This is a genomic window from Flavobacterium sp. GQ95 (assembly GCF_059758655.1).
Genome location: NZ_JCAXEB010000014.1, coordinates 49199 through 62733 on the forward strand (window position 1 = coordinate 49199; position 13535 = coordinate 62733).

Sequence of the window (13535 nt, forward strand, 5' to 3'; positions counted from 1 at the left end):
AATTATTAAAAAAATAACGTTCAAAAGCAGATATTTATTGATTCAAAAGCTCATTTTGTACTTCGAATTTAAAATTAATTATGGCGACATTTAGTGATACCCATTTCGTATCTTTACGAAAAGACCTTGTATGGAAAGCTTTAAAACCATCGCCATATTCAATTACCTGCACGAAACTGTTGTTTTGAAACATTTATTGGAACAAGAAGAGATTCCTTATTTTTTTGAAAACGAAATGACACTCTCTGTTGTTCCGATGTACACGACAGCGCTCGGTGGAATCAAACTCAAAGTTCATCCGGACGATTTCGAAGAAGTTCAACAAATTCTGGACAATCTCAACAGTCCACTCAAAATCGTTTAAACCGTTCTATTTTTTCAATTTCAAATTTTTTTTTCTTTTTAAACTTTCAAAGTTGTCAACATATATTAAATACGACAAAAAGAAAAATTTAATTTAAATTAATTTATGGTTGTTATTATAGCTTGTTAATATGTGCAATAATTTTATTTTTAAATGTATTGAAATGAAGTTTTAGTTAGTTATATAGAGTTATCAACATACTTATATTTAGCTAAAAGATTAATTTATAAGACTTTTTGTATTTTAATTAACAACGGTTGACAACCAAAAACAGATTCATTTTGTAGATAAGTTCATATGTTGATATTTGTTGAAAATGGCATTTTTGATATTGATAACTTTTCTAAAAATTCATCAAACTTTATTAGGATTTTTGATTCCGGTTTTGGATTAGGTTTTTTTATGACACAACCAAAAAAAACTTCTAATTTTCTATCTGAACTTATTAACAAATAATGTTAATTTAAAGTTAACTGAATATCAACGAATTAGCTTTTAGTATTAACATTCTAAAATTTTAACAAAATATATATTTATTTCTAATTGATCTTCAGCTAATTATAGAAATACTAAAATTGTTCATAACGCTAAGTTTTTGATATAAAGTGACTTAAAAATAAGGTGTATTTAACCGCAAAGTACGCTAAGATTTACGCAAAGTTAACAAAGTCTTACTCTGCATATTTCTATATATTTTAGATAAAAAGGTCGCAAAGTTTTGGCCACGAATTACACTAATTTTCACGAATTAAAATTGATCCGGCAAATTAGTGGAGATTAGTGTAATTCGTGGCGAACTTTTCCCTTCAAATAGAATTACTTCAAAATTCTTTGGTTAAATTTGCAGTACACAACTAAATAGTATTACAATGAAAATTTCGATAGGAAACGACCACGCAGGACCAGATTATAAAAAAGCAATTGTTGCCATGCTTAAAGCAAAAGGATATGAAGTAACCAATTATGGAACAGATTCTGAAGATTCTGTTGATTATCCGGATTTTGGTCATCCGGTTGCAAATGATGTATCTGAAGGAAAAGCAGATTTTGGAATTGTTATTTGCGGAAGCGGAAATGGAATCGCAATGACGGTTAACAAACATCCAAAAGTAAGAGCTGGTTTATGCTGGACTAAAGAAATTGCTTATTTAACACGTTTGCATAATGATGCAAATATTGTGAGTATTCCGGCGCGTTTTACTTCTATTCCGCAAGCAGTAGAAATTGTTGAGACGTTTTTAACAACTGCATTTGAAGGGGGAAGACACCAAAATAGAGTGAATAAAATCGCCTGTTCGTAAAAAGTCAAAAAAATCGGGTGCTTCGCACCAATAAAAATAAACACACCGGGCGGATTTTTAAATTCATCCGGTTTTTTATTTGATGTTCTTAAAATTTATTAATAACTATTTGATAAATAGACTTTTGTGTAGTTATTAACAATGTAAATGTTTAAATCTTATTTGTGAATTTAAGATAAACTAATATTATCTGAATTAAAAAAATCCCGGAAAACTTCACAATAAAAGAGGTTTTACTCGTTTTATGTCTAAAGAACAACATGGCAAGTAATAAACCAATTGTTCCACCGACAGCTTCCAGGAAAAACAAGGTGTTTTCAGGAATTCTTCGTTTATTTTTTCTTGCTTGATGTTTATCATATGCCGCCAGAATAAAAACGAAGATGTTTATAAATAAAAAATACAATAATAAAATTTCCATTGTCTTAAAATTAGAAACAAAGATATTATTTTGGCTGTATAGAAGAAATCATTAATTTCAACAAAGGATTAAATAATATAATTCCTAAATAATATGAGCCCAGTACAACTATTTGAACAAAAGAAAGTAAGAAGTCATTATGATGCCGAGAAAGAAATTTGGTATTTCTCGGTAATTGATGTTATTCAGATTTTAACTGGAAGTACAATTCCTAAGAGGTATTGGACTGATTTAAAAAAGAAGTTAAAAGCAGAAGGAAGTGAAGCGTACGATAAAATCGTACAGTTGAAAATGCTTGCAGATGATGGAAAAAACAGACTTACAGACACTGCAGATACTGAAATATTATTACGGTTAATTCAATCTATTCCTTCTCCAAAAGCAGAACCTTTCAAACAATGGTTGGCGAAGGTTGGTTATGAGCGAATCCAGGAATTGGCAGATCCATCTCAAAGTTTAGATCGAGCTCGCGAAAATTGGCAAAATTTGGGTCGCAGTGAGAAATGGATTCAGCAACGAATGACAGGGCAGGAGACTCGCAATAAATTGACAGATTATTGGAAAGAATCTGGAGTAGAGAAAAAAGATGAATTTGCACTTCTTACCAATATTATTCATCAAGAATGGACGGGATTATCTGTAAAGAAACATAAAGAAGTAAAAGGATTAAAATCTCAAAACTTGAGAGATCATATGTCTGAAGCCGAATTAATTTTTACAGCTTTAGCAGAACTATCTACGAGACAAATTGCTGAAAGTGATGAAGCAAAAGGACTGTTAGAAAATGCAAAAGCAAGTAAAAAAGGTGGATCAATTGCAAAAAATGCACGAATAGCTTTGGAAGACAAAACGGGGAAAAGCGTTGTAACAGGAGAAAATTTTCTAGCTCCGGATAAAAAGAAAATAGAATAAATTAGAATTAAAAATTTAGTTTATTTTTGGCCAAGTTAAACTAACAAATAACACAAACCCTTTACAAATTTTGCAACACATTGCATCTTTGCGGTTAAAATAAAAGAAGAATGACTAACATACAATTCATTGCAAAGACTGTTCAAACAGCAGCGATTAACATTCAAAACACGGTAAAATTATTAGAGGAAGATTGTACGATTCCGTTTATTTCCCGTTACCGAAAAGATACAACCGGAAACCTGGATGAAGTTCAAATTGAACAAATTGCAAAACTTCAAAAGGAATACGAAACGATTGTAAAACGTAAAGAAGCCGTTTTAAAATCGATTGAAGAGCAGAAAGCGCTTACACCAGATTTGAAACAAAAAATCGAACAAAGTTTTGATTTGCAGGAAATTGAAGATTTTTACCTTCCCTACAAAAAGAAGAAAAAAACAAAAGCCGATGTGGCGCGCGAATTTGGTTTAGAACCATTGGCGAAAATTATCATGTCGGAAAGTAATGTTGATGTTGATTTTATTTCGACACAATATATAAATGAAAATGTAATTAATGAAGAAGCCGCCATGCAAGGCGCGCGCGATATTGTTGCCGAATGGATCAATGAGAATATTTATGTTCGTAAACAATTGAGAAGATTATTCCAAAGAAAAGCAACAATAGGAACTAAAGTTGTAAAAAAGAAAGCTGAAGAAGAAGGAGCACAAAAATTCAGTCAATATTTTGATTGGGAAGAGCCTCTGACAAAAGCACCATCGCACCGTTTATTAGCTATGCTTCGCGCAGAAAATGAAGGTTTTGTGAAGATGAAAATAGATGTTGATTTGGATGAAGCTTATGATGTTATTGATGAAATCATTATTAAAAAACAAAACAGCACAACGGCACATTTGCAATTAGCGATTGAAGACAGTTATAAACGATTATTGAATCCGGCAATTGGAAATGAAACGTTGCAGGAAGCAAAAGCAAAAGCTGATGCCAACTCAATTCAGGTTTTTGCTAATAATTTAGGACAGTTATTATTAGCTCCGCCGTTGGGAGAAAAAAGAATTTTAGCGATCGATCCAGGATTCAGAAGCGGTTGTAAAGTAGTTTGTCTGGATGAAAAAGGAGATTTACTATACAATGAAACGATTTATCCGCATGCACCTCAAAATGAGGAAGCAATGGCGATCAAGAAAATCCGTTCGATGGTAAATGCGTATCAAATTGATGCGATTTCTATTGGAAACGGAACCGCTTCGAGAGAAACTGAATTCTTCATCAAAAAAATAGCATTCGACAAACCGTTGCAGGTTTTTATTGTTTCTGAGGCCGGAGCTTCGGTTTATTCAGCATCAAAAATTGCGCGCGAAGAATTTCCAAATTATGATGTTACGGTTCGTGGATCAGTTTCGATTGGAAGACGACTTTCAGATCCTTTGGCCGAATTGGTTAAAATTGATCCAAAAGCAATCGGCGTAGGCCAATATCAGCATGATGTTGATCAAACGAAATTAAAAGAAGAATTAGATAATACGGTAATTCGCTGCGTAAACTCGGTTGGAATTAATATTAACACAGCAAGTAAACATTTGCTAAGCTACGTAAGTGGAATAGGAGAGAAGCTGGCCGAAAATATTGTTCAGTATCGCTCAGAAAACGGTCCGTTTGAAGACAGAAAGCAATTGAAAAAAGTGCCGCGTTTAGGCGATAAGGCATATCAGCAAGGTGCGGCTTTTATTAGAATTTCGAATGCTAAAAATCCGCTGGATAATTCGGCAGTACATCCGGAAGCTTATCCGGTTGTGGAGAAAATGGCAAAAGATTTGAAATTATCTGTAAACGACTTAATTGCAAACAAAGAAAAAACAGCGCTTATTAAAGCCGAAAACTATATTACACCTGAAATCGGTTTACTGACGCTAAAAGATATCATTAAAGAGCTTGAAAAGCCTGGATTAGACCCGAGAAAGTCTGCGAAGGTTTTTGAATTTGATGCAAATGTAAAGTCGATCAAAGATTTAAGAACAGGAATGATTTTACCGGGAATTGTGAATAACATTACCAACTTCGGTTGTTTTGTTGATATCGGAATCAAAGAAAGTGGCTTAGTTCATATTTCGCAGTTAAAAGCTGGTTTTGTGAGCGATGTAAATGAGGTTGTGAAATTGCACCAACATGTTGATGTGAAAGTGACAGAAGTTGATGAAGATAGAAAGAGAATTCAGTTGACGATGGTATTATAAAATTCTAAAAAAGAAATTGCTTCGCCTGTTCGCTATCGCTCGATTCCAAATTTCAAATAGAAAAGTCTCTATAAAAATAAAATCCCAAGCTACAATTGTAACTTGGGATTTCTAATTTTTTATAAAGTTGTAAATTTATTTTACTTCTTCCTCTTCTTTTTTGGCAGCAGTAGTTTGGTCGTCTTTGGCTGCGTTTTTAAATTCCTTAATTCCGCTTCCTAAACCTTTCATTAATTCTGGAATTTTTTTACCTCCAAAAAGTAATAACACAATACCTACTATTACAAGGATTTCTGTAAGACCTAATCTTCCCATGATTGTATATTTAATGCCGAAGCAAATTGTTTTCTAAATTGTACCGCAAAGGTATATAGAAATATACGAACAAGAAGTGTTTTTGGATTAAAATATTTAGCCTTAGCCACGTTAAATATTTTATAAAATCGTAAATTAAGCAGATTTGGTCAAATTTGGGTCGCATCAACACAACTATTAATTATTATATTTGCTCATATTAAAGAACCGAAATGGCTAAAAAAAAACGAAATTTCAGAAAAAAATTATTCATCAAAAACCGATTGGTAATTTTGAATGAAGATACTTTTGAAGAAATTTTTTCGCTGAAACTCACCTTAATGAATGTCTTTGTCGTTCTTTCATTAGGCAGTATATTTTTAATTTTAATCACCACTTTCATTATTGCTTTTACGCCATTGCGGGAATTTATCCCAGGCTATTCTTCATCACAATTAAAAAAGAATGCAACTGAATTAGCGATAAAATCAGATTCTTTGGAAAGAGCTTTAAAGAAAAACGAAGCCTATATTCATGGTGTTCAAAAAGTATTGAGAGGCGAATTAGAATATGCCAAATTCAATAAAGATTCTATTTTAGCAGAAGTGGACGAACCTTCAGAAGTAAACATGAAAGCTACTGAAGAAGAAATAAAATTAAGAGAAGAGGTTAACAAAACAGAGAAGGAGTCAGGCGAAAAAACGCGGAGTAAAAACAAAAGTGACAAGAAATAATAGTATAAGAAATGTCGATTAAATCTGTAGCAGCAAAATTATTTGCCAGCAAAGTATATTATCAAACGAAGGCTTGGGCCAATAAACCAGTCGAAACGCAACAAGAAGTTTTTAAGGGTTTAATAAATAGTGCAAAGGAAACCCAGTTTGGTATTGACCATCATTTTGATAAAATAAAAACGGTTCATGATTTCAGGAAACGTGTTCCGATTCGTGATTATGAAGATTTAAAACCCTATATCGACAAAGTTCGAATGGGTGAAAAAGACATTCTTTGGAAAGGAAAACCGCTTTATTTTGCTAAAACTTCAGGAACAACTTCTGGCGCAAAGTATATTCCGCTAACGAAAGAATCAATGCCATTTCATATTGAAGCTTCGCGGAATGCGATTCTTCATTATATATATGAAACTGGAAATGCCGATTTTGTAGATGGAAAAATGATTTTCCTGCAGGGAAGCCCTATTTTAGTTGAAAAATACGGAATAAAATTTGGAAGACTTTCCGGAATTGGAGCCCATTTTGTTCCGAAGTATCTTCAAAAGAATCGAATGCCTTCCTGGGAAACCAATTGTATCGAAGATTGGGAAACCAAAATTGATGCTATCGTTGAAGAAACAATAGAACAGGATATGACCATTATTTCTGGGATTCCTTCCTGGGTTCAAATGTATTTTGAGCGTTTACAGGAGAAAAGCGGGGGCAAGAAAATTAGTGAAGTATTCAAGAATTTTAATTTGTTCATTTACGGTGGTGTGAATTATGAGCCGTATCGAGCCAAGTTTGAAAACATGATCGGACGAAAAGTCGACAGCATTGAATTGTTTCCTGCCTCTGAAGGATTTTTTGCGTATCAGGATTCTCAAAAAGCAAAAGGAATGCTGTTGTTATTGAATTCCGGAATTTTCTACGAATTCATTAAAGCCGATGAATTTTTCGAATCAAATCCAAAAAGTTATACTATCGGAGAAGTTGAGGTTGGAGTGAATTATGCGTTGATCGTTTCGACAAATGCCGGACTTTGGCGTTATAATATTGGTGATACGGTGCAGTTTACCTCTTTATTTCCTCATCGTGTGATAGTTTCGGGCCGAATCAAACATTTTATTTCTGCTTTTGGAGAGCACGTAATTGCAAATGAGGTCGAGAATGCGATGAAAGAAGCTACAGCAGGAACTAAAGTCGTTATCAACGAATTTACAGTAGCACCACAAATTAATCCGTCAAGCGGATTGCCTTATCATGAATGGTTTGTTGAATTTGAAAATGAACCGGAAAATATGGAGGCTTTCGCCGAAGCAATTGATGCTTCAATGCGAAAACAAAATATTTATTATGATGATTTGATTACCGGAAATGTTTTAAGAAAAGTGATTGTTACCAAAGTTTCTAAAAATGGTTTTCAGGAGTATATGAAATCGCAAGGGAAATTAGGAGGACAGAATAAAACACCAAGATTATCTAATGATAGAAAGATTGCGGATAATTTGACAAAACTTTAGATAATTATTTCCAAGGTTAAAGCATTATCATCCTTATGAATAGGATGCAGAATTATTAAAAATAATGAGTCAAGGAAAGTTTCAAAATAAATACCGTATTTCTTCAATAAGAGCTCAATGGTGGGATTATGGTTGGAATGGAGCCTATTTTATAACAATTTGTACACAAGACAGAGAACATTATTTTGGAGAAATTCAAAATGATAAAATGGTTTTGTCAGAGGTCGGTATTATTGCCGATATATTGTGGCATCAAATCCCAATACACCATAAGAATGTTGAATTAGGTGATTTTGTGGTCATGCCAAATCATATTCACGGAATTTTAATTATCGATAAAAAATTGCATGATATAGATGTTGATAATGTAGAGACAGGGCATGCCCTGTCTCTACCATCGTTACCATTATCACCTACAGACACATTTAAAAAACCAGGTTTACAGCGTTTTCAAAACATTGGAAAAAATACCATTTCGTCAATTGTTGGGTCATATAAATCTGCGGTAACCAAACATGCTAATAGATTAGGATATCCACATCAATGGCAAAAATTATTTTATGACAATATCATCAGAAACAATAATGATTATCAAAGAATTTCGGATTATATTGTTTCAAATCCGGAAAATTGGGCAAAGGATAAGTTTAAAAGAGAAGATAAATAAAAATGATTTTTTAAAAAATTATGTGGTAGATACAAGGTATGCCTTGTATTTGCTTAAATTTGAGTTTACAAAGTAAAAAAGAATGAAAGAAACCAAACATATATCAAGATCAAGAGCGCAGGAATCATCTGCAGCGATAGAAAAAATGTACATTACAATGCGTCACCTGTTCAACCGTGGTTTTTATAAACCAATGGGAGTTTCCGGCGATAGTTTACGCGAATCATTATTGGCATTACGCCCTGAAATTTACGGAAATATAGGCGAAGAAAAAGTAGAACTAAACGGGCTTTTATACGTTATAGAACGTCTTCCGATAGGAATTGAGCAATGCCGTTTTATCAACTTAACTTCAGATGAAGGGTATTCAAAATCGCATTTTCAGGCCATTGTTCCTCCAAAAAGAAGAAGAAATTGCTACAGAATCGACGAAGAACAAATGAATGTTGAAATCACACGTGGACGTTCAGACATCTACGATATTTTGACGCACTTGACTTTTATTTTCATCGAATCGCATAAAATTAAAAACAGAGTTTTATTAGATGATGGAGGAGAGGTTTCACGCGATTGGCTGAAATTGGAACAAGCGGTAACGCAAACTAAAAAACTGGCTTTAATAGAAAAAGAAAAAGCGATTTCTCATGTTGCCAATATTTTAGGAAGAACTTTTGAAGAGGTTTTAGATATTTACGACGCCTTCGGATCTGAAAATGCTCCTGATCGTTTCCTGCATGTTATTTATTGGTTAGGGAAATTAGCAATAGAAGAAGTCATTGAAAACAATAAAAGAACAATTACGTTCAGTCCGGTATTAAGAGAACGTTTAGGACACCACATTCACGGAGAAATCTGGGCGACCAATATCAAGGAAGTTCTAAAGGCTAATAATCTTTTAAAAAGACCAATTCACGTAATTAGTGCGAACATGCATAGCGTTATGAATTCGATTTTTGCAACTCCGTTGTTGAAAACGAAATTCAAAGACAAATCAGATTTCTTTATTTATGAAGAATTAAGCAAATCTGGCGCAAAAGAAGTTAGAGCTCACGTTGAAGAATTGGCTTTGAAAAACGGAATGATTTCGTTACCGGATACTTCAGGAACTAACATCGATGTTCAGATCTTTGATACGGCCAAAATTGACTGGACAAAAACCGCTTTTACATATGCGAATGTTGACGAAGAAAAACCGGTTATTATTGTAATGGATTATGCGTTTGGTGAGCAGGCATACGAAACCATCGACGAGCTTTTAAAACCCTATAAAAAAGACACTTTATTAAATGTTCAGTCGGTTTCGATTATGGGAAAAGCCGGAATTTTGGAAGGCGGAAAAGGAGATATTATGATTCCAACGGCACATATAAACGAAGGAACGGCTGATAATTATTTTTTCGAAAATGAATTAACAGGCGCTATGTTTGAAGGAAACGACATTGCTGTCTTTGAAGGCGCAATGGTTACTGTTTTAGGAACATCATTACAAAACAGAGATTTGTTGAAATTTTTCCATGAATCAACCTGGGGAGTAATTGGTCTTGAAATGGAAGGCTCCTATTATCAAAAAGCGATTCAGTCGGCATCAAAAATTAGAAAAAGCGTACCACACGATATAAAGGTTCGTTATGCGTATTATGCCTCGGATAATCCATTGGAAACCGGAAGTACACTGGCTTCAGGCGGATTAGGAACTACGGGTGTAAAACCAACTTATTTGATTACCATTAAAATTTTGGAACAAATTTTCAACGTAAAATAAAAGATAAATGAGTACAAAAGTACCCCAAAATAGTTCTGATCAGGAAATAGATATTTTTCAACTTTCAAGAAGCATTAACAGTTTTTTTGATCGTGTGAACAGGTCTGTTTTTAGAGTGATTCAGTTTTTTATTCGAAACTGGATTGTGGTGCTGGTTTTGGTGGTGCTTGGAGCTGCACTCGGGTTTTATTTAGACTCGAATAAAAAATCATACAATAATCAGGTTGTTGTAACGCCAAACTTTGAAAGTGTTGATTATTTGTACGCAAAAGTAGATTTGATTCAATCTAAAATTGCTGCCGGAGATTTGGATTTCCTGAAAAACACAGTTGGAATGCCGAATCCGCAGACAATTCGAAAAATTGAAATTAAACCGATTGCAGATGTTTATAAATTTATTGAAGACAAGGAACAAAACTTTGAACTCATAAAATTAATGGCTGAGGTTGGCGAAGTAAAAAAGGTTTTAGAAGACAATGTTACCAGTAAAAACTATACGTATCATACAATTTCATTTGTTTCAAGTGGAACGACAAATGAAAAGGAAGTTGTGGAACCTTTGTTGAAATACCTGAATAATTCTGCTTATTTTAATTCCATTCAGAAAATCGGATATAAAAATCTGGAACGTGAAATTGCTCAAAACGATACTATAATTGCGCAAATAGATCATGTTTTAGACGGCCTATCAAGTACATCAAAGAACAGTTCGAAAAACGAAAAATTGGTTTATTACAGTGAAAATTTACAACTAAACGACATTATAAAAACCAAACAGAAGTTAGTTACAGAACAGGGAAAAAACAGATTTAGACTTATTAGTTTTGATAAAACAATCAAAGAAATTAATGCAACTCTCAACATAAATGAAAGCAAAACGGTAAATGGCCATTTTAAAATATGGCTGCCACTTTTCTTTATTTTTATTTTTGTTTTGGTCAGCATGTTCAAAAAATTCTATCGCAGACAGCTTGCAATATTAAAAGCGAATCAACTTTAAAGCAATTGAAAACCAATCCTATTTATGAACGCCTTTCGCAAAATCCATTTTTAAGACAAAGTTTCGGTACCTTGTTTTTAAGAATTTTGGGAGTTCTTTTATTATTTGGTTTTACAGTATTTTTGACAAAATCCTACAGTCCGAAATTGGTAGGGCAATATGATTTTGCCAGATCCTTTCTCTTAGCTGTTGGAACCATTTGTTTATTGGGATTCGATTTGTCGATTTTATATTTTAAAGGAAAATTAGCAAGTCTGGATGCTCTCGACGAGTTAAAAAAAATATACCTCAAAATGGTTGCAATGTTTTTTGCGACTTCGGTTATTGCTTTAGTTATAATTTTGTTGATAAATGCAAAAACAATCAATAGTTATTTTGGAGATCCGGAGGTCTATTCCATTTTTTTAAAAGGTGCTGCAACCTTATTTTTTTACGGATTAGCGACTTTAAATATTGAAGTTATCAGAGCTTTGGATAAACTGTATATTGCAGAGTTATTTAGAAATGTAATTAAATATATTCCACTAATTATTGGTTCAATCGTTTTATTTTATTGGCATAAAGAAACCTATTTAGTTGATGTTTTTTTAATTGGATTTGTATTTCTTGCTTTAATTAGCACCATTTTGGTTTTTAGTTATTTCAATAAAACAAAGCCGCTAAAAACAACAACTTTTTTCTCGCATAAAGATATTTTTTTAAAGTCCTATCCAATGGCAATCAGTGGTATGGCTATATTTTTATTAATGTGTTTTGATATCATGTTTCTAAAAAAATATCGAAACGACGAAACAGTAGCCTTTTATTCAGTTGGAGTTAAAATAATGACGATTATTTCGGTTGTTATTTTAACCATAAATATTACGGTTTCGGCTAAAATTTCAGAATATTTTGCCAGTCAAAATAAGTCAGAATTAACAAAAATAGTGCAGAACTGCGCCCGCTTAATTTTCGGAATAACATTTCCGATAATCGTTATGATTAGTATTTTTTCTGAATATATTTTGTCTTTTTTCGGACACCAATATGTTGCAGCAAAAGAAGCATTTCTGATTTTAATAATTGGTCAGGGAATTTGTTCTGCCTTTGGATCTGCTTCCGTTTATTTGAATATGACAGGAAGACAACATACTTTTCAGGTAATTTTAATTTTGGCTGTTGTACTTAATTTTGTTTTAAACCGATTTTTAATTCCGGAATACGGAATGACAGGCGCGGCAATTGCGTTTGTTTCAAGTTCTTTTTTCTGGAATCTTGTTGTGGCAATTGTTATTTATCAAAAAGATAAAATAAAAGTTTTTCTGAATTAGGATGAAAGAAGATACCATTAAAAGAGGAGCTATTTTTTTTAGCATTATTGTACCGGTTTATAATGTTGAAGATTATTTAAGACAATGTTTAGATAGTATTTTATCTCAAACTTTTTCTAATTATGAAATTGTTTTGGTTAATGATGGCTCAACAGATTCTTCCTTTAAAATATGTCAGGAATATAAGCAAAAACACAGCTCTGTTTTATTGATTGATAAAGAAAATGGAGGTTTATCTGATGCAAGAAACACGGGATTAATTGCAGCAAAAGGTGATTATGTTATTTTTACAGATAGCGATGATTATTGGGTGGGCCAGGACGCTTTACAAGATATCAATGATTTAATTAAAGACTCAAATGCTGATTTGATCCTACATGAAGAGACTCGTTTTTTTTCGGAGAAGGATGCAAAATGCAAATACAATCAAAAATTTCTAAAAAATAAAAAAGGTGATTTTGAAGATGAAATTAATGATTTGGTTTACTATGATTTATATGTTGCATCAGCTTGGGACAAAGTAATCAGAAGGCCAATTTTGCTAGACAACCAACTGTTTTTTAAAGTAGGAAGAAAATCAGAAGATATTGAGTGGTGCGGAAAACTAATGCATCATATAGAAACTTTTAGTATTTATTCAAAATCCTTTTATACTTATCGCCAAGTACGAAAAGACTCGATAACAACAACAGTAGACGCGAAGCATATTGAGGATGTTTATGAAATGGTAAAAGAGGGTTTAAATTCTGAAAAGACAGTTTCTGAAACACTAAACAAAGCCATCGAAAATTATTGGGCTTGCAATTATGTTGTAATTTTAAAAGACTTTTATGTTTTGTCTTCCAGAACCCGAAAACAAATATGGGATGATTTAATTTCCTGGAAATATTTGCTTCAAAAAGGAAGAAATATTAAGGTTGATAAAGTCGTGAAATTTTATTCATTTCTGTCTTTTAAAGCTTTGATTTTCTTTTTGAATGGCTACAGAATAAAAACCATTTTATTTAAAAAATACAGAACATTAAAATAACAGA

General features: G+C 32.8%; 13 protein-coding genes. 11 read left to right on the forward strand and 2 right to left on the reverse strand.

All coding sequences use genetic code 11. The features are described 5' to 3' along the window. Positions 1-130: 130 nt before the first annotated feature. The gene (locus AC6CH4_RS21865; RefSeq protein ID WP_498106749.1) at positions 131-364 is read left to right on the forward strand and encodes a putative signal transducing protein; all 234 of its coding nucleotides are present in this window, start codon (positions 131-133) and stop codon (positions 362-364) included. Positions 365-1233: 869 nt separating this feature from the next. Continuing rightward, positions 1234-1665, forward strand: coding sequence for a ribose 5-phosphate isomerase B (gene rpiB, locus AC6CH4_RS21870; RefSeq protein ID WP_029271350.1), 432 nt, complete (start codon positions 1234-1236; stop codon positions 1663-1665). 151 nt (positions 1666-1816) lie between these two features. Here rpiB and AC6CH4_RS21875 read toward each other — a convergent pair whose 3' ends face one another. Further along, positions 1817-2086: a DUF1294 domain-containing protein gene (locus tag AC6CH4_RS21875; protein ID WP_498106751.1), complete on the reverse strand. Its 270-nt coding sequence runs from the start codon at positions 2084-2086 to the stop codon at positions 1817-1819. A gap of 93 nt (positions 2087-2179) precedes the next feature. On the opposite strand from AC6CH4_RS21875, the gene AC6CH4_RS21880 reads away from it, so the two are divergent. Together AC6CH4_RS21880 and AC6CH4_RS21885 are read left to right on the forward strand one after the other, a co-directional pair. Next, positions 2180-2998, forward strand: coding sequence for a BRO family protein (locus tag AC6CH4_RS21880; RefSeq protein WP_498106753.1), 819 nt, complete (start codon positions 2180-2182; stop codon positions 2996-2998). A gap of 110 nt (positions 2999-3108) precedes the next feature. Next, positions 3109-5232, forward strand: coding sequence for a Tex family protein (locus tag AC6CH4_RS21885; RefSeq protein ID WP_498106755.1), 2124 nt, complete (start codon positions 3109-3111; stop codon positions 5230-5232). A 135-nt stretch (positions 5233-5367) separates the two neighbouring features. On the opposite strand, the gene AC6CH4_RS21890 is transcribed toward AC6CH4_RS21885, so the two are convergent. Then, the gene (locus tag AC6CH4_RS21890; RefSeq protein ID WP_056196724.1) at positions 5368-5547 is read right to left on the reverse strand and encodes a Sec-independent protein translocase subunit TatA/TatB; all 180 of its coding nucleotides are present in this window, start codon (positions 5545-5547) and stop codon (positions 5368-5370) included. Between the two features lie 212 nt (positions 5548-5759). Between AC6CH4_RS21890 and AC6CH4_RS21895 the strand changes: the two genes are divergently transcribed. From AC6CH4_RS21895 to AC6CH4_RS21925, 7 genes are all read left to right on the forward strand, one after another. Beyond that, positions 5760-6260: a peptidase gene (locus AC6CH4_RS21895; protein WP_498106757.1), complete on the forward strand. Its 501-nt coding sequence runs from the start codon at positions 5760-5762 to the stop codon at positions 6258-6260. Between the two features lie 11 nt (positions 6261-6271). Then, positions 6272-7762, forward strand: coding sequence for a GH3 auxin-responsive promoter family protein (locus tag AC6CH4_RS21900; RefSeq protein WP_498106759.1), 1491 nt, complete (start codon positions 6272-6274; stop codon positions 7760-7762). A 64-nt stretch (positions 7763-7826) separates the two neighbouring features. Further along, positions 7827-8429 (forward strand): transposase, encoded by a 603-nt coding sequence (locus tag AC6CH4_RS21905; RefSeq protein WP_498106761.1) that lies wholly within the window; start codon positions 7827-7829, stop codon positions 8427-8429. 82 nt (positions 8430-8511) lie between these two features. Continuing rightward, positions 8512-10191, forward strand: a complete 1680-nt coding sequence (locus tag AC6CH4_RS21910; RefSeq protein ID WP_498106763.1) for a DUF6909 family protein — start codon at positions 8512-8514, stop codon at positions 10189-10191. Between the two features lie 7 nt (positions 10192-10198). Beyond that, positions 10199-11191 (forward strand): hypothetical protein, encoded by a 993-nt coding sequence (locus tag AC6CH4_RS21915; RefSeq protein ID WP_498106765.1) that lies wholly within the window; start codon positions 10199-10201, stop codon positions 11189-11191. Positions 11192-11196: 5 nt separating this feature from the next. Further along, positions 11197-12501 (forward strand): MATE family efflux transporter, encoded by a 1305-nt coding sequence (locus tag AC6CH4_RS21920; protein ID WP_498106767.1) that lies wholly within the window; start codon positions 11197-11199, stop codon positions 12499-12501. Between the two features lies 1 nt (position 12502). Beyond that, on the forward strand, positions 12503-13531 hold the full coding sequence (locus AC6CH4_RS21925; RefSeq protein WP_498106769.1) for a glycosyltransferase family 2 protein: 1029 nt from the start codon (positions 12503-12505) through the stop codon (positions 13529-13531). Positions 13532-13535 lie beyond the last annotated feature (4 nt).